General features: G+C 66.5%; 19 protein-coding genes and 1 tRNA gene. 6 read left to right on the plus strand and 14 right to left on the minus strand.

All coding sequences use genetic code 11. The features are described 5' to 3' along the window. Window positions 1-216 precede the first annotated feature (216 nt). From A7X97_RS12210 to A7X97_RS12230, 5 genes are all read right to left on the minus strand, one after another. On the minus strand, window positions 217-879 hold the full coding sequence (locus A7X97_RS12210) for an N-6 DNA methylase (protein WP_111007987.1): 663 nt from the start codon (window positions 877-879) through the stop codon (window positions 217-219). Beyond that, window positions 872-1,543 carry a DNA N-6-adenine-methyltransferase gene (locus A7X97_RS12215; RefSeq protein ID WP_181503440.1) on the minus strand — a complete coding sequence of 224 codons (672 nt, stop codon included), beginning with the start codon at window positions 1,541-1,543 and terminating at the stop codon, window positions 872-874. The genes A7X97_RS12210 and A7X97_RS12215 overlap by 8 nt, the downstream gene beginning before the upstream one ends. A gap of 126 nt (window positions 1,544-1,669) precedes the next feature. Beyond that, entirely contained in the window at window positions 1,670-1,918 is a 249-nt protein-coding gene (locus A7X97_RS12220) for a hypothetical protein (protein ID WP_057502480.1), read from the minus strand. Window positions 1,919-2,130: 212 nt separating this feature from the next. Then, complete coding sequence (locus A7X97_RS12225; protein WP_111007988.1) at window positions 2,131-3,450, minus strand: hypothetical protein; 1,320 nt, start codon at window positions 3,448-3,450, stop codon at window positions 2,131-2,133. Between the two features lie 37 nt (window positions 3,451-3,487). After that, entirely contained in the window at window positions 3,488-4,258 is a 771-nt protein-coding gene (locus A7X97_RS12230; protein WP_111007989.1) for a hypothetical protein, read from the minus strand. On the opposite strand from A7X97_RS12230, the gene A7X97_RS21920 reads away from it, so the two are divergent. After that, complete coding sequence (locus A7X97_RS21920; RefSeq protein ID WP_181503441.1) at window positions 4,248-4,400, plus strand: hypothetical protein; 153 nt, start codon at window positions 4,248-4,250, stop codon at window positions 4,398-4,400. The genes A7X97_RS12230 and A7X97_RS21920 overlap by 11 nt on opposite strands. A 3-nt stretch (window positions 4,401-4,403) precedes the next feature. Here the strand turns inward: A7X97_RS21920 and A7X97_RS12235 are convergent. From A7X97_RS12235 to A7X97_RS12245, 3 genes are all read right to left on the minus strand, one after another. After that, window positions 4,404-4,479 (minus strand) — tRNA-Thr (locus A7X97_RS12235). Between the two features lie 50 nt (window positions 4,480-4,529). Continuing rightward, the gene (locus tag A7X97_RS12240; protein WP_111007990.1) at window positions 4,530-5,534 is read right to left on the minus strand and encodes a 2-hydroxyacid dehydrogenase; all 1,005 of its coding nucleotides are present in this window, start codon (window positions 5,532-5,534) and stop codon (window positions 4,530-4,532) included. Window positions 5,535-5,631: 97 nt separating this feature from the next. Then, window positions 5,632-8,505, minus strand: coding sequence for an autotransporter outer membrane beta-barrel domain-containing protein (locus A7X97_RS12245; RefSeq protein ID WP_111007991.1), 2,874 nt, complete (start codon window positions 8,503-8,505; stop codon window positions 5,632-5,634). 236 nt (window positions 8,506-8,741) lie between these two features. On the opposite strand from A7X97_RS12245, the gene A7X97_RS12250 reads away from it, so the two are divergent. Genes A7X97_RS12250 through A7X97_RS12270 form a run of 5 tightly spaced genes read left to right on the plus strand, consistent with a single transcriptional unit; the run spans window position 8,742 to window position 14,749 of the window. Beyond that, a complete protein-coding gene (locus A7X97_RS12250) occupies window positions 8,742-9,269 on the plus strand; it encodes an RNA polymerase sigma factor (protein WP_088496450.1) in 528 nt (175 codons plus the stop codon). Continuing rightward, window positions 9,266-10,234: a FecR family protein gene (locus tag A7X97_RS12255; protein ID WP_072166911.1), complete on the plus strand. Its 969-nt coding sequence runs from the start codon at window positions 9,266-9,268 to the stop codon at window positions 10,232-10,234. The genes A7X97_RS12250 and A7X97_RS12255 overlap by 4 nt, the downstream gene beginning before the upstream one ends. 11 nt (window positions 10,235-10,245) lie before the next feature. Continuing rightward, window positions 10,246-13,044, plus strand: coding sequence for a TonB-dependent receptor plug domain-containing protein (locus A7X97_RS12260; RefSeq protein WP_088496451.1), 2,799 nt, complete (start codon window positions 10,246-10,248; stop codon window positions 13,042-13,044). A gap of 44 nt (window positions 13,045-13,088) precedes the next feature. Continuing rightward, entirely contained in the window at window positions 13,089-14,045 is a 957-nt protein-coding gene (locus A7X97_RS12265) for a hypothetical protein (RefSeq protein WP_111007992.1), read from the plus strand. Next, entirely contained in the window at window positions 14,042-14,749 is a 708-nt protein-coding gene (locus A7X97_RS12270) for a hypothetical protein (protein ID WP_072166914.1), read from the plus strand. Before A7X97_RS12265 ends, A7X97_RS12270 begins: the two co-directional genes overlap by 4 nt. 59 nt (window positions 14,750-14,808) lie before the next feature. Here A7X97_RS12270 and A7X97_RS12275 read toward each other — a convergent pair whose 3' ends face one another. From A7X97_RS12275 to A7X97_RS12300, 6 genes are all read right to left on the minus strand, one after another. Then, window positions 14,809-15,498 carry a lysoplasmalogenase gene (locus A7X97_RS12275; protein ID WP_088496459.1) on the minus strand — a complete coding sequence of 230 codons (690 nt, stop codon included), beginning with the start codon at window positions 15,496-15,498 and terminating at the stop codon, window positions 14,809-14,811. Then, on the minus strand, window positions 15,495-17,378 hold the full coding sequence (locus A7X97_RS12280) for a M61 family metallopeptidase (protein WP_111007993.1): 1,884 nt from the start codon (window positions 17,376-17,378) through the stop codon (window positions 15,495-15,497). The genes A7X97_RS12275 and A7X97_RS12280 overlap by 4 nt, the downstream gene beginning before the upstream one ends. 200 nt (window positions 17,379-17,578) lie before the next feature. After that, complete coding sequence (gene ispH, locus A7X97_RS12285) at window positions 17,579-18,529, minus strand: 4-hydroxy-3-methylbut-2-enyl diphosphate reductase (RefSeq protein ID WP_088496454.1); 951 nt, start codon at window positions 18,527-18,529, stop codon at window positions 17,579-17,581. Window positions 18,530-18,556: 27 nt separating this feature from the next. Further along, window positions 18,557-19,081 (minus strand): signal peptidase II, encoded by a 525-nt coding sequence (gene lspA, locus A7X97_RS12290; protein WP_005408564.1) that lies wholly within the window; start codon window positions 19,079-19,081, stop codon window positions 18,557-18,559. Next, entirely contained in the window at window positions 19,081-21,912 is a 2,832-nt protein-coding gene (ileS, locus tag A7X97_RS12295) for an isoleucine--tRNA ligase (RefSeq protein WP_088496455.1), read from the minus strand. Before ileS ends, lspA begins: the two co-directional genes overlap by 1 nt. Continuing rightward, complete coding sequence (locus tag A7X97_RS12300; protein WP_069139084.1) at window positions 21,909-22,856, minus strand: bifunctional riboflavin kinase/FAD synthetase; 948 nt, start codon at window positions 22,854-22,856, stop codon at window positions 21,909-21,911. The genes ileS and A7X97_RS12300 overlap by 4 nt, the downstream gene beginning before the upstream one ends. Window positions 22,857-22,907 lie beyond the last annotated feature (51 nt).

The following is a 22,907-nucleotide window of genomic DNA, read 5'->3' on the forward strand; positions in this document are numbered from 1 at the left end:
CTGGTTAACGGTTTTGGCGTTAACCAGCAGGAGCGTTAACCAGCAGACATTCCTAACAACTCAATACGGATAGAGGTTTTTCCGTATTGCAGGCTCGGGGAACAAGTGCTTGTTACCTGGCTTCTGCCGGTTGAAGAGCCGGAGCAAAAGCGGCTAGATCAAGAGCCGGCGGCTGCTCGCCGCCGAGTCTTGGAGGGAAAGGCGGGCCTCCGGCCTCTACTCGTAGAGGTGGAAGTGGGACCAAAACCCGGGGCGCCTGGGACCGATCAGTTCGTTCCCCACCGTGACTTTGACCGCCCCAAGCGGCAAGAAATGAAACGTTTGATTCGCGTGGATCTGCAAAGCCGTCATCGCTGCGCACAACGGATCGATGTCCCCCGCCAGCACCAGGATTTTTTCGCTTGGAAGGTGTTTCAGTTGACTCCTGATCGCGGCAAGGGCAAGCGAACCCGCGCCGCAACAGCTGTCGTAGACCTTGGCTCCGCTCCCACCAGGCCGATGCCTGGTGGCAAGGGCTTGAACCAGATCGAGAAGATCGCCGGGAGTGAAAGACTGACCCAGCCCTTCTCCACCCTTCCTGGCCAGCAGCTCGGCATGGACCCGTCCCAGGACATCGTCAAACGGCCTGCTTGCGAAGACCGCTTTGATGTAAGCGTTGATGGCTGCTACCACTTCAGGCGCTTCTTCGACATTTTTTTTCAAGGGTCCAAAAGCAAGGACTTTGGTGTCGAGGTGACCCTTGGTGTCTGCGTGGATATGTGCCATTGACATCAGTGCGTGCTGAACGAACGTTTCGAATGCAACCCGCGGATTCCACGGCTTGCCAGGATTGGAAGGAATGGCGCGGATGGCCTTTACCAGGTTGGCGACCTCATTCATCGTTGGCCGCCCCCACGTCAGTGCGCGACACCCGGCTCACGTGGGCCATGTCGAGGTAGGTTCCGCGAATCAGGCCAGACTCCACTCCCCGCTTGAGCCTGCGCGCGGCTTCAGCACCGTAGCCGATGAACACCGAGCCAGCCGGGCAACTCGTGCCCGGGGTCCCATCCGGGCGGCAGAACGACAGACGCCCCTTCGTGAACACCACCGCTGAAACGTTGGGGTGGTTGAGCACCGAATCCTGCATCCAGCTCGTTTCCATCCGCGCCAGCACAAGGGCAATCCCGTTGCCATGCTCTGCGGCCTTCTCCATCCAGCGGTGCTGCGAGGTCGGGCTGTTCTTGTGCCCACCGTAGGGCGGATTCATCAACACGAACGCCGTCTTCGGCCAGAGAGTCTTGAGCCCGTCGTCACTGGGCTTCAGCATCCGGGTGGCCGTGCGCCAGGGCATGCCCTGCTGCGGGATGCAGGGATCCAGGTCAAACGGACCCAGGCCGTGGACGGTCTCCGGCGGGGTGAGCCAGGTTTCGGTCGTGATGCCTTTCGGCGCCCGGTCGTAACCAACGTTGTTGGCGACGGCGAGCGAAAGCCTGGTCTGCTTGGGCTTCTTCGCGGGCTTCTTCGGCTTGGTCGAAACAGGGAGGGGGCGAGCAACAGCGTTCATGGGAAATCTCCAGGGTTGAGTTTTTTGGGGCAAAGCTCCGCCAGCACGGCTGGTCGGCCGCGTTTCGCGAAAGGGTTTGAGGGGATTGGGCCAGACCTGGCCCCGGGCTACCGCTGCGCTGCTGGCTTAGCCGTTGGCGGCGTCTTGGACGTCGAGGAAGGCGTCCAGCGTTGCCAGCTGCAGGGTGAGCACCTGGCCGGAGGGCACGCCCCGCAGGTCGCGGTTGGGCACGATGACCGACGTGCTGGTGTCGGCGGCAAGCACGCCCAACGCGTGGGGCAGAACGTCGGCCAGGGCGTCCGCGAGGGCCTGCGGGGTCACGTTGGAGAACTGGTTCAAGAGCGAGGGGTCGAGCGAGAGGATGAGCGGCTGCATGTCGGCGTGTCCGTGCTGGGATGGTGTGAATCATCCGGGTTTGGGCAAGGCCGATACGCCCAGAATAGGGCACCTGCCCCTTTTTCCTTGGGGCATGAAAAAAGCCCCAGGGGTAATCTGGGGCTTGGGGTGGTGACCTGGGCTGCGGCGGAAGCCGCGGCCTCCCTGCCTCTTCTTCCAAGACCGAGCCGGCGGGCAGCCGGCGAGCAGGCTTAGAACCGGAACGGGGCGGGCTTCGTCGTCACCGCCGCTCGCGGCAGACTCACTTCAAAGCTCGCTCTGCGCGCACGGGCGCTCCATTCCCGAGCCATCTTCTCCTCCTCCTGCGCGTCCTGGATTTTCTGATCCAGCACCGCAACTCGCTTCGCTGTGACGCGCTCCCCCTGCTGCTCTTGCTTCCAACCCTCGATGGCCGTCGCCGCTTGGTTCGCAGCGCGGGAAAGCTCATCCCCCCAGAATCCCAGTGCGCTGATGTAATCCCTCAGCAGCTGTTCTCGCCTGAGGTTGTCCAGCCAGTCCAAGCTCAACGCTTCGGGGAGAGTTTGCTCGCGCGATTCAAACTTCAAGACGTTTCCAAAAGGGTCTACTTGCGCATACCCCTCTTTGATCATCGCCTTCCGGATTCGCTGGTTGTTGGTGAGATCGATGTCGATGATCTTCGAGGGGCCGTTCTTTCCCTCAAAGAAGACCCGGATGGCACCTTTTTCCAGCACCTGGATGTAGCCAATGATTTTCGATGGCTTGAGGGTCTTCGGTTGCCCATGGACAACGATCGATCTTCCAACGGGGTCAGCCTCCCCGCGAAAGGCCCTCCAGTCTTTCAAAACCGGATTTTGGTCGGCCCAGGAAATCAAGTCGCAAGGCAATACCCGCTCTTTGCTGCCCTCTCCCCGGCGTCTCGCCGGGTCTTTAGAAAGGCGGTCGTTCAACGCTCCTTGGGCTCCCTTAAGGATCTCAAGCTGTCGCTTTGCCTCCCCCTGCTTCAGCTTCGGCTTTTCAGGTTTGGCCTTTGCCTGAGTCTTCCCAGATTCAATCGAGGCCGTTCTCTGCGCGGCTTTCTCCAGCCGCTCCAAGCGCGCCTTTTCTTTGAGCGACACCGTTCCTTTTGAGGGAGTGAACAGCAGCGGCTCGGGCTGGGCGCTCGCTTTGAGCGCCTCGCACTCGTCTTGGCTTAGCCCCAGCAGTGCTGCCACGTCCGAAAAGCTCCACCGCTCGGGGATTCCCCGCAACAGCTCCTCTTGAAGCAAGCCGTCTTTGATGATCCCCATCAGCTGCCTGCTGGGCATATTGAAGAGCCCGGCCGCTTCGGCAAGGGTCATGGGGTCGGCCTGCTTCCCTCGCTCCACGTCTTCCTGGATGCCTTGGTAGACCTGGCTCCAGGTGGTGCCGTCCTCCCAGCTCCGAACCGACGCGCGCACGTCTGCGTCCAGCCTCTTACCCTTTTGCGTCAACTCGCGGTTTCGCGGTTTGACGTGGAGAGACCAGTGCCTCTTGAGGAGAACGGTCTCGCATTCTGCGCGCGTGTAGCTCATTGCTTCCCCTCAAGCCGCTGATCGGGATGGTAGCCGGTTAGAAGCGGAACGGCTTCCGGGTGCTGGGACCCGCCGCGGGCGGCAGGCCGTCGTCCAAGCCTTGAGCACGGGCTTGGTTGCGGACCTCGCTCCACGCCGCCTGGAACGCGGACTGTGCCGCCTCCATTGCGTCATCGAATCGCTCGCGCGCCTCCATGCTGACCCAGGGCTCCAGCAGGGCGTCGGCCAAGGGAGCCTCCCAGATTTTGCCCTCTGCCAGGGCCCTGTCGCGCTCTTCGATGGGCAGCAGTTGCACATGCCCCACCAAACGCCCGTCCTGCCGCACCCAGGGCTGAAGCTCAGCGAAGCAGTCGGCGGGCGTTGCGGTCAGCGCAGGGCGCTGCTGAGGCTGCCCCAGCACGGCCAACACCTCGCCCCAAAACTCCGTTGCATCGAAGGTGGCCAAGGCAAAGGCCAGGGACGTCATGTCGGCCAGTGCCATGTGCTTGGCCCGGTCAGGAACCCGCCCACCCTTGCGCGGCACAATGGGGTTGGCACCGGTGACCGTGTGCCGGGCTGGGTGGGCCTTGGGGGTGGCCTGTCCTGCAACGTCAGTGTCTGTGAGCCCGTCGAGCGCCTCGGCGAGCGCAGTCACCGGCACCAGCCAACTGCCGCCCAACTTGCGCAAGCCGGGAACGATGACGCCGGCCGCCAGTTGCTCGCGGGTCTGCTCGTAGCTGCCGGCCCCCGTTCGGTTGAGCACCCGCGCCACGTCCTCGACCGACAAGAGCGGCTTGTCGGGGAACATGGCGCGCAGGATGGGCAGCATTCCGGTCATGGGCTGGGGAAAAAGTGGGGAAAAACTATCCCTGGAAATCCCTGTTTTTCCCGGGGTGAACCAGCAGGGCAAGAAAAAGGGGTTGGTCGGAAATCCGGCCAACCCCTTGATTTTACTGCTTTTTCAAGCTTAAAACTGGTGCCGGAAACAGGAGTCGAACCTGCGACCTACGCATTACGAATGCGCCGCTCTACCAACTGAGCTATTCCGGCGGAGCACGCGATTTTACGGGCTGCGCGCCCCGACGGTCAATCCATCTGGCTCAGCCCGCCCCCACCCGGTTCGCACACACCCGCCCCTCGGCGAAATCCCGCAGGTTCCCCAGCGTGATCGCCGAGATCTCCTGCAGCGCCTCTACGGTGAGGAAGCCCTGGTGGCCGGTCACCAGCACGTTGGGGAAGGTCATCAGGCGCTGGAAGGCCTCGTCGTCGATGATCTCGCCGGACAGGTCCTGGAAGAACAGCGCGCTTTCCTGCTCGTAGACGTCGATGGCCAGATGACCCAGCCGCCGTGACTTCAGCGCGCGGATCACCGCATGGGTATCGACCAGCCCGCCGCGCGAGGTGTTGACCAGCATCGCGCCGGTCTTCATCCGCGCCAGCGAGGCGTCGTTGATCAGGTGCTGGGTATCGGGCGTCAGCGGGCAATGCAGCGACACGATATCGGCGCGCGCCAGCAGTTCATCCAGCCCAACCATGTCGCCCACGCCGGCGAAGGCCGGCGATGGATACGGGTCATGCCCCAGCACGGTGCAGCCCATGCCGCGGAAGATGCGCGCGGTAGCCAGGCCGATCTTGCCGGTGCCGACGATGCCGACCGTGCGCCCATGCAGGGTGCTGCCGAGCAGGCCATCGAGCATGAAGTTGCCCTCGCGCACGCGATTGTAGGCGCGATGGGTCTGCCGGTTGAGCGTCATCACCAGCGCCAGCGCGTGCTCGGCCACGGCTTCGGGGGAATAGGCCGGCACCCGCGCGACGAACAGGCCCAGCGCTTTGGCAGCTGCCAGGTCCACATTGTTGAAGCCGGCGCAGCGCAGCAGCACGGCGCGCACGCCCAAGGCATGCAGCGCGTGCAGTACCGGCGCGTCGAGGCGGTCATTGACGAACACGCATACCGCGGCGCAGTCCTGTGCCAACGCAGCGGTATGCACGTCCAGCGCGGCATCGAAGTACACGAATGCAAAGCCCTGCCCGGCCGCATCGCGCTGGTTGGCCTCATCGAGGAAACGACGATCGTAGGGGCGGGCACTGAAAACGGCGATCTGCATGGGCGGGCCTGGCGGGAATTCCCTGCCGACCATACCGCAGCACCTGCCCTGATGGGATGGCCCCGGCGATACGGATATCGCCGGGGCCGAGTGCCCTTTAGAACCGGTAGCCCAGGCCCAGCATCACGCCGTTCTGGATCTGCCCATCGCGGCGTTCGCCCACGTAGTCGGCCATGATCGACAGGCGCTCGCTGGCACGGCTGGTCACGCCCAGGTTCCAGGCCAGCACCTGCTCGCCCACGGCTTGGCTGCTGGCACCGAACAGCAGGTCCGGAGCTGCGGCGAAGCCGGTGCTGTAGCGGGCCTGGGTGTCACCCAGTTCCTTCTGCCAGACCACGCGCGCGCGCGGGGTGATGCGCTCGCCGTTGTTGCCTTCGAAGGTCTTGAACAGCTGCAGGCCCGCACCCACGCGAATGCTCTCCAGGCTGCCACTGCGGCCGACCAGCGCACCGGCGCCCTGCCCTTCATTGAAACGGGTGGCCGAGGTCCGTGCGTAGTCCACCACCGGCAGCAGCGGCTGGATCACCAGTCCCTTGCCGGCGGTGAAGGAGAACGCGTGTTCGACTCGCGCCGAGATCGCATCGTTGCTGTATCGGGCGCGCAGCGGCTGTTGCAGGCCATCGATGGCCGAAAGGCTGCGGCGGGTGTCATGCCGCAGATGGGTGTAGCGCACGGCCGCCGACAGATAGCCGCGCGCGTACGTGGCATCCAGGTAACCGCCCACGTCCAGCGCGCGCACATCACCGGTGAAACCGGAGCCATCGCTGGCCTTGGTCGACATGTCGGCCGCTGCCACGCTGACGCCAAGGGTGACGCGGTCATCGGCCACGCGGGTGTCGGCACCGACCACGATGCCACCGATGTTGTGGCTCAGGCCGGCCACGCCGCCGTCGGCATCGATGCGGCCATGGCTGGCGAAACCGCGCGCCCACAGGCCACGGCTGCGACCCGCTACGCCGCTGTCGCCGGCACCCTCGCCCGCCGGCTCGACCAGATGCATGGCCAGCTGGTTGAACAGGCTGCCATGGCGCATGCCCGGCTGCGCCGACACCGACTGCGCCGCCTGCGAAGCCAACCCGTCTGCATCGCCGCCACTGCGCATCGCTGCCTGGTGCTGCTGCACGACGTTGCCGATGCTGCCGATCAGTGCATTGTCGGCCAGGCGCAGGCTGGCGTGCGCGTCACCGCGCAGGGCGCCAGCCTGCTGTGCGATCACATCACGGTCAGCGAACTGCAGCGCGCCGAGCAACGACTTCAGGCCGCTGTCCTGGCGGGCCGATGCAGCGGCCAGCGCGCGCCCCAGGCCGTCGCCGGAGGTGCCATTGGTGAACAGGCCCAGCTGATCGAAGCCTGGATTGGCGGTCAACCACAGGCCATCGGCGGTCTGGTTGACGTTGAAGCTGAGCAGCGAATTGTGGCGCGGGCGGAACACTTCACCGGCCGTGATGCTGGCGCTGTAACCGGCATCGCCCAGCCGCACGGCATCCTGGAAGCCCCCCTGGTAGATCGGTCCTTCCACCAGGTCGCGACGGTAGGTGCCGGCATAGAAGCCCTGGGCGACGTTCAACGCCAGGTGTGCGCCCTGCGCGATCACCAGCGCGCCCTCCTCGGAGCCGCCATCGTAGAAGCTGCCCACGCGCAGGCGGCCACTGCCGGTACCACCGGTTTCGGTAACGTCGAACAGCACCTGCCCGCCGGGCATGATGTTGACGTAGCCGTGGGTCACCAGATCACCACCACGCGGCATCAGCGTGCCGAACACGCGCAGGCGGTTGAAGCCGTCTTCGCGGTAGGACGGGCCGGTGCCATCCAGCAACGCATCGCTGTCGGTGCCGACCGATGCGATATCACCGTGGCCGACCACGATGCTGCCCGGCATCACCCGCAGTTCGGGGGTGCGCAGCGCACCACCCTCCAGTGCGATGGTGCCGTTGTCCACCAGAATGAAATCGGCGCCGGTGGTTTCGGCGGTGCGCCAGGTGGCGCCGTTGCTGACACGGATCACGCCCGCCGAACTGCCCAGGGTGGACGCATCCAGATCGGCCAGCCGCAACTGGCCGCGCAGCTCTTCCTGGAGGTCGGGATCGGCGAGCAGCTGCTGCAGCGACTGCGTGCCGATGCCGTTCGGCCCCCGCGTGGAGACGTTGTACAGGCTCACCGCGTAGTTGATGTAGGTGCTGGCCCAGTCGGTGTTCCAGCGCGCGAAATCGTCGTCGACGAAGGCCTGCAGCTGGCGCGCGGTGCGCAGGTAGCCCGGGTTGATGTCGCCGCTGACGTTGCTGGTGACATGCAGGGTGTCGCCCGGATCGCGATAGCCTGCCGTGTTGATGATGTTGTTGCCGCGGATGTCCTGGCCCGGGAACGACTCCAGCTTGCTGCCGCTGCCATCCGGATCGAAGGTGACCGACGTACCCGTGGTGCGCGCCGGGTCGCGGAATACCAGCAGGCCATTGGGTTGAACCACTTCATACAGCGCCTTGTGCAACAGGCCCGCATCCATCCCGCCGCCGTAGTTGCCTGTGTAGATCTGGGTCATGCGCGCTGACGGCGCATAGGTGATCTTGCCGCCACTGCTGGCGGCATGGATCTGCACCGAGTCGACCAGTGGCAGATCGCCGCCGAGGTAACGGTTGACGCCACCGGACTGCATGATCGAGCAGGACGAGATGCAGTGGCCGGACACGATGGTGTCCAGGCCCTGGGTGCGGATCACCGCCTGCAGCCACTCGCCGGCGATCAGCGCGCCACCATTGGATGTGCGCAGCACGACCTCGCGGATCGGACGGCCTTCAGCCTGTGCCTTGGCCAGCAGCGCGGGCAGCGCCACCACATCGGCAACGGTGACGCCGCCGCTGAGGAAGACGCGATCGTCCCGCACGTGATAATTCATTGCCATGACGTCATCAACCGCCGCCATGGCGGTGATGCCCATCAGCCCGGCCAAGGCCAGGCTCAACTTCGAATGCTTCATGTGTTCTCTCTCCACCCGCAACACACGGGTCAGGAGTTCAACGTCCGGGCGGCGCAAACTCCCCCAGCGCACCAGGCCCCGAAACATGAATGCATTCACAATGGAATCAGGGGCCATGCACACTCTTCCCCATCCGGTCATCGTCGCGTAAAACTCGAAGACGCACCCGCCACCGACGCCCGAGGCCAGCCCTGTCCGCCCCCTCTCCTCTGATCCATCGCGCGCCGGACCTGTCCGTGCCGGCGGACGCGTTCATTGCGTTCGTACGGGAAGAGCGCGCGCCGTTGTGCGCTTTCCTGCGCACGCGCGGCGTTGGGCCGGAGGATGCCGAGGACATCGCGCAGGACTGCATGGAGCGGCTGATCCGCTATCGCGCGCACAGTGCCGACGAGCTGCGGTTGCTGCTGTATCGTATCGCCCGCAACCGCCTGGCGGACCGCGGCCGCTCGTCGCAGTCGCGGCCACACCTGTCCCTCGCCGAACACGATGGCGGCGACGAGCCCTCCAGCACGTCGCCCGATCCATTGCGCCAGGCCGAGTCCGGGCAGATGCTGTCCCTGCTGCGGCAGGCCCTGTTCAAGCTGCCCGAGCGCGCGCGCGAGGTGTACCTGCTCAACCGGATCACCGGCATGAGCTATACGCAGATCGCGCGGCACTGTGGAATCACCGCCAAGACCGTGGAAAAACATATCGCCCGCGCCCTGCAGGGCCTGCGCCAGGAACTCGGATCGGATCCGCTGCACAACGACAGGGACAACGGATGAGTCACGCCAGACCCAGGGAAGACACCCTGCTGTTTGAACGCGCCAGCGCCTGGGTGGCGCGGCTGGAGGCTCCGGACTGCACGGCGGGCGAGCGCGAGGCGTTCGAGGACTGGCTGGCCGAGGACCCGGCCCATGTCAGCGCCTGGATCCAGGCCGAGACCCTGTTCCAGCGGGGCGAAGAACTGGCCGCCGACCCGTGGCTGCGCACCGCCGCAGCACGTGCGGCACGGCCGGCGCAGCGTCGCTGGCTGCCGGCAGTGGCCGCCGCCGCAGGCGTCTGCCTGGCCATCGGGATCGGCTGGATGGTCGCCATCGACGGCAACCCCACAGCGCTGCGCTATGCCAACGATTCCCACCAGCCCCGGCAGCAGACGCTGGCCGATGGCAGCGTGGCCACGCTGGATGCGGGCACCACGCTGCACGCCCGATTCGGTTGGCGCCATCGCAACCTGGTGCTGGAACGGGGCCGCCTGCAGCTGCAGGTCGCACCGTCGAGCAAGGCGCTGCAGCTGCGCGCCGGCGACAGCACCATCCGCGACATCGGCACCACCTTCCAGGTGGAGCGCCTGAACGACGGCCTGGTCGAAGTCGCGCTACTGGAAGGTGCGGTGGAAGTCAGCAATGGCGGGGCCCAGCACACCCTGGCACCCGGCCAGCAGCTGCAGGTGCTGCCCTCGGGCCGCTTCCAGCCCGGCCCGGCGCTGTCGTCCAATGCCGCTGCCGAAGGCTGGCTGCAAGGGCAGCTGGTGTTCGATGCCACGCCGCTGTCGATCGTGGTCGAGCGCATGAACCGCTACGGTCGCACGCCGCTGGTGATCGCCGATCCCGAGATCGCCAGCCTGGCCGTGAGTGGCACCTTCCGTGCCGGCGATGCGCAGGAACTGCTGTCGGCGCTGGAACTGGGCTGGTCGGTGGCTGGCCAGACGCGACCGGATGGCGCGCTGGAACTGCGCCGCACGTACTGAGGAGGCCTGCAGTGAAGGCAGTACCGGGCGCGCTGCGGGAGGGGCTGCTCCGCACCCTGTTCTGCTTCGCGCTGAGCTTTGCCGCGCTGCCCTCTGCCGATGCAGCCGAACAGGCCGGCACCCTGGAGGTCGATGTGGGTTCAGGCCCGCTCGCACCTGCCCTGCAGCAATGGGCGCGCCAGAGTGGCATCGCCCTGCTGTTCGATGCGCGTGAACTGGATGGCCTGCGTACGGCCGGCACCCATGGCCAACGCGATGCGGCCGCGGCCCTGAAGGAACTGGTCGCCGGCATGCCGGTGACCATCCTGCGCACGCCTGCCGGCGGATTCGTCGTCCGCCGCACCCGGCCAGCACCGCCATCGCCCCCGCCGGTCGCGACGCGTGCGATGCCCGCGGCACCGTCGCCGGGCAGGGTGCCCGAGACGCCACCGCAGGTCGAGCTGGCGCCGATCCATGTCACCGGCAGCCGGCTGCCGCGCACCTCCGTGCAGACCACGCTGCCGGTGACCATCATCGACCGCGATGACATCCTGCGCAGCGGTTACGGCAGCCTGTTCGACCTGCTGCGGCACTTGCCGGGCATGAACGGCCACCCGGCAATGAGCACCTCGCGCAGTGGCGATTCGCAGTACCTGCCGGTGGGTGCGGCCACCACCACCAGCCTGGACGGCATGGGACCGCGTGCGACCTTGTTCCTGGTCAATGGCCGGCGCCTGCCACGCTATCCGATGGTGTCGCTGGAACAGGGCGGACTCACCGACCTGGGGGGCATCCCGCTCAGCTTCGTCGAGCGCATCGAACTGGTGCGTGGCGGTGCGTCGGCCATCTATGGTGCCGACGCGATGTCCGGCGTGGTCAACATCATCCTGCGTGACCAGGCCGATGGCCCTGAAGCCATGCTGCAGACCGGCCTGAGCGGGCGCGGCGACGCCGGCCAGTATCGCCTGCAGGCGGCCACCGGTGGCGTGCGCGACGGAGGGGACCGCTGGTTCGCTGGCATCGACCTGCATCGCATCGACCACGTGGCCGGCGATCGCCGCAAATGGCATGCGGAAACCTCGCAGTACCTGATCGGCGCGTTCCGCGATGGGCGCTACTGGCCGGCAACGCGCTGCGAAGGGCCATTGAAACGGCGCGATGGTGCCTGCTGGTTCGACAGCGCACGCCCGCGTTCGCTGCAACCGGCCTCGGACACCGCCTCGGCCTACCTGCGCTATCGGCATGAGCGCGGCGAGGGTCGCTATGCCTACGCCGAGGCGCGGGCCAGCCACAACCGGCAGCGCTTCGACCTCGGCCCGACCGCCGTAGCCATCGGACTTTATGGGTTCACCTTCAACAGCGTGCTGCGCGAAGCCGGCAACGTGCGTCCGCATGTACGTGCCACCGATGCCGACGTCACCTTCGGCATCGGCCACGACCAGGGCCGCCGCAGCTGGGATGCCGGCATCAGCGCACAGCGCAGCGATGTCACTCTGACGACGTCCGGCACCGTGCGCGCCCAACCACTGCTGCGCGCGGCCGAGACGCTGGATTTCCTGCCCGGCTTCACCTCATTGCCGGCAGAGACCGCCGCGCAGTTGTTCCCGTCGATCCGCAACCGCGGGCGCACCGAGCAGTGGCAGGGCTGGTGGGGCATGCAGCGCGAGTTGATGCCATTGGCCGGCGGTGCTGCACAAGTGGCCACCGGCATCGACCTGCGCCAGGAACGCTGGACGTCGCATCCCGACGCGCTGCTGAGCCAGGGCGACCTGGCGCTGGGTCTGCCACAGGAACAACGCCACCTGTCACGCCGCAGTGGCGGTGCCTACGCCGAACTCGGCCTGCCATTGGCGCGCACGCTGCGTATGGACCTGGCAGCACGCTGGGACCGCGATGGCGGTTACCAGGCTTTCTCGCCCCGCGTGGGCGTACGCTGGAGCCCGACACCGCAGTGGTCATTCCTGCTTGCCACCGGGCGCGGCTACCGGGCCCCCAGCCTGTTCGAGCAACGGCGGCCGCCGGGCTATTTCGGCGCGATCGAACTACCCGCCTCCAGTGCACTGCCCGACTGCGCGCAGAGCAACGGCAACGGACGCTGCAGCGTAACCGTGGACGTGGTGGAGAACGATGCGCTGAAAGCGGAGCGGTCGCGCAGTCATTCCCTGGGTGCGACCTGGACACCGACCGATGCGTTTTCACTGTCGCTGACCCACAACATCGTCGAACTGCGCAATGAAATCCTGGCCCTGCAACCGGCCGATGCGGTGTGGAACCGCAGCACCTGGGAGCTGGACGAGGATGGACGCCTGTACAACCTGCGCCTGTCCTTCGACAACATCGGCCGCACCACGTCGCGCAACCTTGTTCTGCGCGGGGAGTACCACATCGACACCGGCAGCACCGGCCAGTGGCTGTTCTCCGTCGATGCATTGAAACAGCAGGAACTGCGCCGCGAGCGTGGCCACGAAGCGACGGTGGACCTGCGTGGCCATGTCACGCCAGCAATGGCCGCCGTGCTCAATGTGCAGTGGCAGAACAGCAACTGGGACATCGCCCTGCGCGGCAACCAGGTGGGACGCACGCGTGCCTGGCTGCCCGGTGCGGAGTGCCCGGAAGAACAGCGCGAGCAGAACCATTGCATGAATCCGCGGCAGCTGCGCTGGAACCTGCATCTGGCAAGGCGGCTGGGGCCGCGCGTGGTCGCCGCGCTGGACGTGCACAACGTGCTCGACACGCAACCGGTGAACTACCTGGTCGGCAATGGCGGCCAGATGCCGGGGCTGGACGATCCACTCGGCCGCTACTTCCTGCTGACCCTGCAGATCCGCTGAGCGTAGTACCCTACGCGCCCTGTTCCATCGGTCCCCACCACCCCATGAAGGCCTATCTCTGGTTCTGGGGCGCGTTCCTGCTGTTCTTCGCGTTGCCCTTCCCCTGCATCCTCTACTTCGGCACGTCGTGGCCGGTGCCACTGGCCGACCGCAGCGCGCCATGGCTGGCCCTGCTGCTGCTCGCGCTGTCGCTGGCCCTGTGGCTCGCGTTGCTGCTCGCCTTCCTGCACTACCTGCTGCTGGGCCCACCGCGCGCGCTGCATCGGGTGCGCACCATCCTGGCCGACGGTGAGCCACGTGAGGCGTTGATCGAACAGGCCGAGCAGACCGGCGTGCACGTGCGCGGCTTCGCGCAGTGGAAGCTGCAACTGGGCTTCCAGAACCTGTCCGGCACGCCGATCAACGAACAGATGCTGGTGGTGGACAGCAAACCGCAGCTGCAGCGTTTCGTGGCCGGCCAGCGCATCGAGGTTCGCCTGAGCCGGATGCCGGGTGCGTTCCCCAATGTGGTGCTGGACGGTGCCCAGCCCGAACTGGATGTCGCCAGCCTCTGGCGCCGCGGCGCCGGCGCGGTCATCGGCATCGTCGTGGTTGCCAGCGCCTACGTGCTCGCCTATCGGCTGCAGAGCGAGGGCCTGGGCTGGACGTTCCTGTCCTTCGGCCACCCACTGCTGGTGTGCCCGCTGGTGTTGTGCGGCTACGCCCTGGGCCTGCGCGTCCTGGGGCGCGTGCTGCATGCCGATGCACGCGGAGACGCGCTGAAGTACCGCGGCATCGGCGTGGATGCGAAGGTGCTGAAGCTGCGCCAGACCGGCACCTACCTCAACGAGCAGCCGCAGGTGGAGTTCCAGCTGGAGTACACCGACCGCGAAGGTGGCATACAGCAGGTGAGCGTGCGCCGCTTCATCCCGTTGATCGAGCTGGCCAACCTTCCACGCGAGCAGGTCACGCTGCTGTACGACCCGGAAGATCGCGGCAACGTTCGCCTGGAGGGTGTATGAAGCAGCCCCCCTCGACGCGACTGGTATTTTCGATGGTGCTGCTGTTGCTGGCCGGCGTCGCCGTTGCCGGCGGGGCACTGCAGACCCTTGCCGAAACGATGGGTCATTCGGTGCAGGATGACCGCGCAACCACGCCGATCACCACGCCTCCACCGCGCGAGCGGCCTGCTTCGCTCGCACCGATTCCCGAACCGCGGCCGATGCCGATGCCCGAACGCAGCAACCGCTTGTTCGATGCGGACTACCTGCTGGCCGCCCGCCAGGCACTGGAACAGATGCCAGCCCTGGCCGGGCACCGGTTGATGGTGTTCCACAGCATCCACTTCTACGATGATGGCCGCATCAATCTGGACCTGGTCGATCCGCAGCAACCTACGCACGTGGACAGCTACCACTTCGAGCACGGCCAGTGGCGCAAGGGCGACCCGGTCGATCCGCAGCGCTTCGCGCCCACCATCACCCTGCGCCGCAGCAGCACGGCGCTGGCCAACATCGATTTCGAGGCGGTGCCACGCGTCGCCCAGGCGCTGCAGGCGCAGCGCAACGCGCTGATGGCCACGCCGGGTGACGTCGGCCACGTCTATGTGATCGTGCGCAAGGGTGGCAGGCTGGTGTGGCTGCCGGACGAGGTCGCCGGCGATCGCCAGTCCGCACGACTCTCGTTCGACGCACAGGGCCGTTCCGGCAACGCGAACCGACGATAGTCAACGCAAAAAGGGGACGGAGGGGATTAAGTCGTTTACGCCTTGGTGCCGTCTGCGACTTAATCCCCTCCGTCCCCTTTTTGCTGTTTCACCGAGCGGGCGATGGCGTACTGTGCGCCGTAGTAGGTGGACAGCACCAGCAGGATGGCCAGTGGCAGGCCGCCGGCGAAGCGGTCCCAGGCCAGCAGCGAATCGCTGGCGACGAACAGCAGCGCACCGACGGCAGCCCAGCGTGCACTGCTGGCTTCCACGGCAGCGGGCTGTGGCCGGCGCCATTGCCGTGCCAAGGCCAACACCGCCATCGAGGCCAGCACCATCACGTACGCCAGCACCGGCATACGCATCGGTGCAGGCAGGTGCGGCCACAGCCCAAGCACATTGAGTACAGCGAACGCACCGAGCAGGATGCTGGCGGCGAGCAGGCCACGCCCGGCACGCAGGCCCTCACGGAAGGCCACGATGTAGCAGAGGTGCGCCAGCAGGAACGCCACCAGCCCCGGTACGAACGCGTCCATCGGCAACATCAGCGCGATGTCACCCACGCACGACAGCAGCATGCCGGCCAGCACCGCGCGCCGGTAGGACGGCCGCGCAGGATCACGCACCCGCCACGCGATGGCAGCGATCAGCAGCGTGGTCGCCGGCTTCGCCAGCCAATGCAGCCAGCGCCCGTCACCGTGCAGGAACGCGCCGATGATGGCGAGGACCGCCATCAGAAGGATCCCGACGTCGCGCACGCGCGCTGTCATCGCGCCTTCCACAGATCCGCCAGACGGTCAGGCTTGCCGGCAATGCGCTCCAGCACCGGATACTGCAGGCCACCGTGGTAGTCGATGTTCATCGTCTCGATGCGGTCGAACTGCTTCACCAGCAGCACGATCGGCGCCTTGTCCTTGGCCGCCGTCGCCACCGCATCCTTCAAGCGCTGGCTGCTGTACTCGCGCCCGCCAACCGCGATCACCTTCATGCCGGGTGCAAGACCGGCGTTGAAGGCCGCGCTGTCCCAGATCACGTCACCGACCGTGCCGCTGTCGAGCACGGTCGCGCCCAGCGAGTACGCCAGCAACGCCGCCTTGGCGCGTTTCTCCTGTGCCTTGTAGGCGTCGTTCGGGGTATCGCGGTAGACCAGCTTCCAGCCCGCCAGTTCCAGCCCCCCGGTCAACGAACCGTGGCCGTCCAGGCGCCCGCGCAGGAACGTCGCCCAGTCGTAGGGCGCGATGCCGTTCAAGGTCGCCACCACGTCGTCGAAGGTGTACGGGTTGACGTCCCAGTCGCCGTTGCCGACGCCGAAGAACGCACGCGCGAAGTCATCCAGGCTGCGACGGTTGCCGCTCAGCGCGCGCAGCTTGCCCTCCACTTCCAGCCACAGCATCTGGCCACCGGAGTAATAGTCTTCGCTCATCTGGTAGTTGCGGTACGGCAACGTCCGGCGCTGGGCGATGGTCGGGTCGTTGGTGGTGTCCTGCAACGGCCGCCAGGCCAGGCCCGGGCGGCCGCGATCATAGGTCGCGGCCACATTGGCCAGCATGTCGCGTGCCTGCGCGACCGACCACAGCCCCGAGCGTGCCGCCAACACCTGCCCCCAGAACTGGGTCTGGCCTTCGTACACCCACAGCAGGCTGTCGCCCATCGGCGTGTTGAAGTTGGCGGTGGCCAGGTCAGCGCCACGGCGGTACTTGCCGTTCCAGGAATGGGTGTACTCGTGCGGCAGCAGATCGCGCATCCAGGCGTTGTCGTCCCACTCGGTGAAGTAACCCGGGTCGGCGCTGTTCTCGCTGGAACGGTGATGCTCCAGGCCGATGCCACCAAGACGGTCGGTCAACGCCAGCAGGAATTCATAGTGGTTGTAGTGACGCGCACCGTAGAGCTTGTCGGCCTGCTGCACCAGCGCGCGGTGCAGGGTGATCTGTGCCTCGCTCGGCTTCAGCGACTTGGCCTCGTCGGCAAACACATTGAGGTGCACCGGCACCTTCGCGCCCGGATCGAGATCGATGCGCTTGTAGTGCTCGCCGGCAAACAACGGCGAATCGACCAGATGGTCATACGAGATCGGCTTGAACACCACGGTGTCGCCGTCGCGGCGTGCGGTTTCCAGCGCAGTGGCAAACGACCAGCCCTTGGGCAGGGTCACGCTGGCCTGCGCCTGCAGGTCGCGTGCATCGACGCCGGCCGGATACAGCGAGTTGGCATTCCACTGCAGGTTGAGCATCTCCGGGGTCATCACCACCCGCCCCTGGCTGCCCCCCTGCGAGGACAGGAAATCGAAGTGGGCGACGATCTCGCTGACGCCCTCGGGCACGTCCACCTTGAACGCATAGACGTTGTACTGGTCGCGCTGCCAGGCCAACGGCTTCCCGTTGGCGGTCACGCGCAGGCCGGCCAGCTTGTCGATCGGGCCGGTGGGCGAATGGTTGCCGGGAATCCACTGCGGGTACAGCAGGGTCATCGGACCGGGTTTGACCGGTACGGTGGCGGTCACCTTGAAGATGCGCCGGGCCAGGTCACGCGCGTCGACATCGATGCGCAGCAGGCCGGCGGCTGCGGCATCCCCCGGCGGCGAGGCCTGCGCCAGCGCGGGCGTGGCCGCCAGCGCGAACAGCACGGACATCACCAGGGCACGAGTCTTCATCGGCAACTTCCAGCAGCGGAGAATCCTCCGATGCTAGGCCTGTGCGGTGCCCTGCCCCATGGCCAAAGGTCATGGGCGGTGCGCCCATCAGTGCATGCCAAAGGCGTGCGAACCAAGGTTCGCACCCACCTTGTGCTGGTTCGCACCCACCAGAGCGGTTTCGGTAGATCCACGCCATGCGTGGATGACGCGCTTCCCGGTCAGTCGACCAGGCGCAGACGCAGTTCCTTCGGCAGCGCGAACACCATCGATTCCGGCTCGCCGTCCAGCTCGGACACGCCACTGGCACCCAGCTCGGCCAGGCGTGCCAGCACGCCATCGACCAGTACCTGCGGTGCCGAGGCGCCGGCGGTCACGCCGATGTGCTGCTTGCCCACCACCCACACCGGGTCGATCTCGTGTGCACCGTCGATCAGGTACGACTCCACGCCTTCACGGCGGGCCAGCTCGCTCAAGCGGTTGGAGTTGGAGCTGTTCGGCGAACCGACCACCAGCACCAGGTCGCAGCGCTTGGCCAGATCGCGTACGGCGTCCTGGCGGTTCTGCGTGGCGTAGCAGATGTCGTCGTTCTTCGGGCCCTGCATCGCCGGGAAACGCTCGCGCAGCGCATCGATGATGCCGCGCGTATCGTCCACCGACAGCGTCGTCTGGGTGGTGTAGGCGAAGTTGTCCGGTTGGTTGATCTGCAGCGTGGCGACCTGCTCGACATCCTCGACCAGGTAGATCTGGCCGGTACCGGCTTCGCGGTTCCACTGGCCCATGGTGCCTTCCACTTCCGGGTGACCGGCATGGCCGATCAGCACCACGTCACGGCCGGCACGGCAGTGGCGGGCGACCTCGAAGTGGACCTTGGTCACCAGCGGGCAGGTGGCATCGAACACCTTCAGGCCACGACGCTCGGCTTCCTGGCGCACGGCCTGGGACACGCCATGCGCGCTGAAGATCACCGTGTTGTTGTCCGGCACTTCATCGAGCTCCTCGACGAAGATCGCGCCGCGCTGCTTCAGGTCGTCGACCACGAAGCGGTTGTGCACCACTTCATGGCGGACGTAGATGGGCGCGCCCAGCGTTTCGATCGCGCGCTTGACGATCTCGATCGCACGATCGACACCGGCACAGAAACCACGCGGGTTGGCGAGCAGCACATCCATCAGTTCAATCTCCCGGCAGCGGCCGGCTTACGGTTTCGGATTGGCATTATCCGCCTTTTTGGCGGACTTGCCGTCGAACAGGCCAAACAGGGCGATGCCGATGGCACCCACCACGATGGCCGAATCGGCGATGTTGAACGAGGGCCAGGTGTAGCTGCCCACGTACCACTGGATGAAATCGACCACGTGACCGTGCACCTGGCGGTCGATCACGTTGCCGATGGCGCCGCCGATGATCAGTGCATACGGCACCGCAGCCTTCCAGTTGCCGCGGGCGGTGCCGCGCAGCCACCAGGCCATCAGCCCGCTGATGGCGATCGCCAGCGCTGTGAAGAAGTACTTCTGCCAACCACCGGCGTCGCTCAGGAAACTGAATGCCGCGCCGGTGTTGTAGGTGCGGTACCAGTTCCAGAAGCCGTCGATGACCACCACCGGCTGGAACTCCGGCAGGCTCGACAGCACCCAGGCCTTGGACCACTGGTCCAGGCCGATGATGGCCGCCGACAGCAGCAGCCAGACCAGGGCGTTCGGATGCGGACGGGGCGCGGCCATCAGAACCAGCTCCGCACTTCGCCGGCGCCGGTCACGTTGCTCACGCAACGGCCGCACAGCTCAGGATGGTCGGCGTTGCTGCCGACGTCGGCGCGGTGGTGCCAGCAGCGCACGCACTTGGCCTTGGTGGTCGGCTGGGCGCTGACGAACACCTCGTCGGTGGTCGCCGGGCGCACCTGCACGTCGCCACTGATGAACAGGAAACGCAGTTCATCGGCCAGCGGCTGCCAGCGCGCCGCCTGCTCTTCGCTGGCGGCGATGGTGATCTCCGCCTCCAGTGCAGCACCGATCGCACCGTTGGCGCGCATCGGCTCGAGCACCTTGGCCACCTGCTCGCGCACGGCCAGCAGCTGGTCGAAGTCGGCGGCGTTGAGCTGGGCACCGGCCGGCAGCGGCGCCAGGCCGTCGTACCAGGTGGTGAACAGCACATGGCCGGCACGTTCGCCCGGCAGGTAGCTCCACAGCTCGTCGGCGGTGAAGGTCAGGATCGGCGCGACCCAGCGGGTGAATGCTTCCGCGATGTGGTACATCGCGCTCTGTGCCGAACGGCGACCGTGTGAATCGGTCGGCATGGTGTACAGGCGGTCCTTGGTCACGTCCAGGTACAGCGAGCCCAGGTCCACGCTGCAGAAGTTCAGCAGCAGCTGCACGATCTCGGCCATGTTGTAGCCGTCGTAGGCCGCCTTGATCTTCTCCTGCAGCTCCCAGGCGCGATGCACGATCCAGCGGTCCAGCGCGACCATCTGCTCGAGCGGTTGCAGGTGCCGGGCCGGATCGAAACCGTCCAGGTTGCCGAGCAGGAAGCGTGCGGTGTTGCGCAGGCGGCGGTAGGCGTCAGCATTGCGCTTCAGGATTTCCTGCGACAGCGACATCTCGTTGCTGTAGTCGGCCGAGGCGATCCACAGGCGCAGGATGTCCGCGCCCAGCTTGTTCATGATGTCCTGCGGCTCGATGCCGTTGCCCAGCGACTTGGACATCTTGCGGCCGTGCTCGTCCACGGTGAAGCCGTGGGTGAGGCACTGCTTGTACGGCGCGCGCTTGTCGATCGCCACGCCGGTCAGCAGCGAGGACTGGAACCAGCCGCGGTGCTGGTCGGAGCCTTCCAGGTACAGGTCGGCCGGCTTGCCGAAGCCACGCGCGGCGAGCACGCCTTCATGGGTCACGCCCGAATCGAACCAGACGTCGAGGATGTCGGTGACCTTCTCGTAGTCGGCCGCTTCGGCGCCGAGCAGCTCGGCGGCGTCCAGCGAGTACCACACATCGATGCCCTCGGCTTCGACGCGGTCGGCAACCTGCTGCATCAGCTCCACCGAGCGCGGGTGGATCTCGCCGGTCTGGCGATGGGTGAACAGTGCGATCGGTACGCCCCAGGTGCGCTGGCGCGAGATGGTCCAGTCCGGGCGACCGTCGACCATGCTCTGGATGCGCGCCTTGCCCCAGGTCGGGAACCAGCCGACAGTGTCGATCGCAGCCAGCGCATCGCTACGCAGGTTGGCCTTGTCCATCGAAATGAACCACTGCGGGGTGGCGCGGAACACCACTGGCGTCTTGTGGCGCCAGCAATGCGGGTAGCTGTGGCGGATCGGGTGGAAGGCCAGCAGCGCGCCGCTGTCGCGCAGCACGCCGACGATGGCCTCCTGCGCCTTCCACAGATGCTGGCCGGCCAGCACCACCTCACCGGCCGGCGGGGTCGATTCCAGGTACACGCCACGGCCGTCGATCGGGGTCACCTGCCCGGCGTTGTACTTGTCCAGCAGGCCGTACTTCTGGCTGACCACGAAGTCTTCCTGGCCGTGACCGGGGGCGGTGTGCACCGCACCGGTACCGTCCTCGTCGGAGACGTGGTCGCCGTTGAGCAGCGGGATGTCGCGCTGCGGATAGAACGGATGCGCCAGCAGCTGGTTCTCCAGTGCCGCACCGGTGGTTTCACCGTGCAGCACCACGCTCTCGACGCCGTAGCGCTGCAGCGCGCGCTCGGCCAGGGCCGCGGCCAGCACCAGCCAACGGCGCTTGCCGTTGTGGGCCGGGCCCTCGGCCAGCACGTAGTTGATTTCCGCACCCAGCGACACCGCCAGCGAGGCCGGCAGCGTCCACGGCGTGGTGGTCCAGATCGGTACAGCCACTTCGACGTCGGCCGGCACGCCCACGCCGAACGCTTGGCCGATGGCCTGCGCGTCACGCGCGGCGTAGGCCACGTCGATCGCCGGCGATTCCTTTTCCTGGTACTCGATCTCGGCCTCGGCCAGCGCCGAACCGCAGTCGAAGCACCAGTACACCGGCTTGGCGCCGCGCACCAGGTGTCCGTTGGCCACGACCTTGGACAGCGCACGGATCTCGTTGGCTTCGAAGTCGAAGCTCAGGGTCTTGTACGGGTTGTCCCAGTCACCGGTCACGCCCAGGCGCTTGAAGTCCACGCGCTGGATGTTGATCTGCTCTTCGGCGAACTCGCGGCACTTCTGGCGGAATTCGACGGCGTCGAGCTTGGTGCCGACCTTGCCCCACTTCTTTTCGACCGCGATCTCGATCGGCAGGCCATGGCAGTCCCAGCCCGGCACATAGGGCGCATCGAAGCCGGCCAGGTAGCGCGACTTGACGATGATGTCCTTCAGGATCTTGTTGACCGCGTGACCCAGGTGGATGCGGCCGTTGGCGTACGGCGGGCCGTCATGCAGCACGAACAGCGGGCGGCCGGCGGCGTTGTCACGCAGCTGCTGGTAGAGCCCCTGCGCTTCCCACCGCGCCAGAATGCCCGGCTCGCGCTTGGGCAGGTCGCCGCGCATCGGGAATTCGGTGGCTGGCAGGTTCAGGGTGGTCTTGTAGTCCTGGCTCACGCAGTGGCTCGCAATCTATGTTCGGAAAGGAGGGCGCGCGCCTGTTCGGCGTCGCGGTGCATCTGGTCGGTCAGTGCCGCCAGATCATTGAATTTCTCTTCGTCGCGCAGCTTGGCGACAAACTCCACGTCGATGTGGCGCCCGTACAGGTCGCCCTGGAAATCGAACAGGTGGGCCTCCAGCAGCGGCTCCACGCCGTCCACCGTCGGCCGGGTGCCGAAGCTGGACACCGACGGCCACGGCTGGTCGAACACGCCATGCACCCAGGTTGCGTAGATGCCCGACAGCGCCGGCGTCTTCGGGAAGCGCAGGTTGGCGGTGGGGAAGCCCAGCGTACGGCCAAGCTGGCGACCGCGCACCACCCGCCCGCTGATCGCGTAGGGGCGGCCGAGCAGGTCGTTGGCGCGGGCGAAATCGCCCCCCTGCAGCAGCTGGCGGATGCGGGTGCTGGAAATGCGCTCGCCATGCAGGTCCACCGCTTCAATCTCGCCGGCGCTGAAGCCCAGTTCGGCGCCCATCTCCTGCAGCAGTGCCAGATCACCGCGGCGGCGGTTGCCGAAGCAGAACTCCGGCCCGATCCAGACTTCGCGGGCGCCCAGCCGGTGCACCAGCAACTGGCGCACGAAGGTCTCGGCCGGCATTGCCGCCATCGCCGCATCGAAACGCAGCAGGCCGATCGCATCGACGCCGAGCTCGCGCAGGATCTCGACCTTGCTGCGCGCCAGGGTCAGCCGCGGCGGCGGCGTGCCCTGGGCGAAGAATTCACGCGGCAGCGGTTCGAATGCCACGGCCACTGCGGCCACGCCCAAGGCGCGCGCGCGGGCGACCGCGTGGCGGACCAGCGCACGATGGCCCAGGTGAAGGCCGTCGAATGCACCGATACAGACCACGCTTCCGTTGGGGAACAGCTCCCCGCCCTCGACGCTTCTGAACAGCCTGCTCATCAACTCTCGTTCCGGCCCGACCGGGGCCGCCGCTTCAATGGTGTAACCCTG

Origin of the sequence: Stenotrophomonas sepilia (assembly GCF_003244875.1) — a bacterium.
GTDB classification, from domain to species: Bacteria; Pseudomonadota; Gammaproteobacteria; order Xanthomonadales; family Xanthomonadaceae; genus Stenotrophomonas; species Stenotrophomonas sepilia.

Excerpts from the sequence above, each read along its gene's own strand:
- A7X97_RS12225 (WP_111007988.1), bottom strand. The coding sequence starts at position 3,450 with ATGAGCTACACGCGCGCAGAATGCGAGACCGTTCTCCTCAAGAGGCAC.
- A7X97_RS12240 (WP_111007990.1), bottom strand. The coding sequence starts at position 5,534 with ATGCAGATCGCCGTTTTCAGTGCCCGCCCCTACGATCGTCGTTTCCTC.
- A7X97_RS12230 (WP_111007989.1), bottom strand. The coding sequence starts at position 4,258 with ATGCTGCCCATCCTGCGCGCCATGTTCCCCGACAAGCCGCTCTTGTCG.
- A7X97_RS12275 (WP_088496459.1), bottom strand. The coding sequence starts at position 15,498 with ATGACAGCGCGCGTGCGCGACGTCGGGATCCTTCTGATGGCGGTCCTC.
- A7X97_RS12270 (WP_072166914.1), top strand. The coding sequence starts at position 14,042 with ATGAAGCAGCCCCCCTCGACGCGACTGGTATTTTCGATGGTGCTGCTG.
- ispH (WP_088496454.1), bottom strand. The coding sequence starts at position 18,529 with ATGGATGTGCTGCTCGCCAACCCGCGTGGTTTCTGTGCCGGTGTCGAT.
- lspA (WP_005408564.1), bottom strand. The coding sequence starts at position 19,081 with ATGGCCGCGCCCCGTCCGCATCCGAACGCCCTGGTCTGGCTGCTGCTG.
- A7X97_RS12300 (WP_069139084.1), bottom strand. The coding sequence starts at position 22,856 with ATGAGCAGGCTGTTCAGAAGCGTCGAGGGCGGGGAGCTGTTCCCCAAC.
- A7X97_RS12255 (WP_072166911.1), top strand. The coding sequence starts at position 9,266 with ATGAGTCACGCCAGACCCAGGGAAGACACCCTGCTGTTTGAACGCGCC.
- A7X97_RS12280 (WP_111007993.1), bottom strand. The coding sequence starts at position 17,378 with ATGAAGACTCGTGCCCTGGTGATGTCCGTGCTGTTCGCGCTGGCGGCC.
- A7X97_RS12220 (WP_057502480.1), bottom strand. The coding sequence starts at position 1,918 with ATGCAGCCGCTCATCCTCTCGCTCGACCCCTCGCTCTTGAACCAGTTC.
- A7X97_RS12215 (WP_181503440.1), bottom strand. The coding sequence starts at position 1,543 with ATGAACGCTGTTGCTCGCCCCCTCCCTGTTTCGACCAAGCCGAAGAAG.
- A7X97_RS12245 (WP_111007991.1), bottom strand. The coding sequence starts at position 8,505 with ATGAAGCATTCGAAGTTGAGCCTGGCCTTGGCCGGGCTGATGGGCATC.
- A7X97_RS12210 (WP_111007987.1), bottom strand. The coding sequence starts at position 879 with ATGAATGAGGTCGCCAACCTGGTAAAGGCCATCCGCGCCATTCCTTCC.
- A7X97_RS12265 (WP_111007992.1), top strand. The coding sequence starts at position 13,089 with ATGAAGGCCTATCTCTGGTTCTGGGGCGCGTTCCTGCTGTTCTTCGCG.
- A7X97_RS21920 (WP_181503441.1), top strand. The coding sequence starts at position 4,248 with ATGGGCAGCATTCCGGTCATGGGCTGGGGAAAAAGTGGGGAAAAACTA.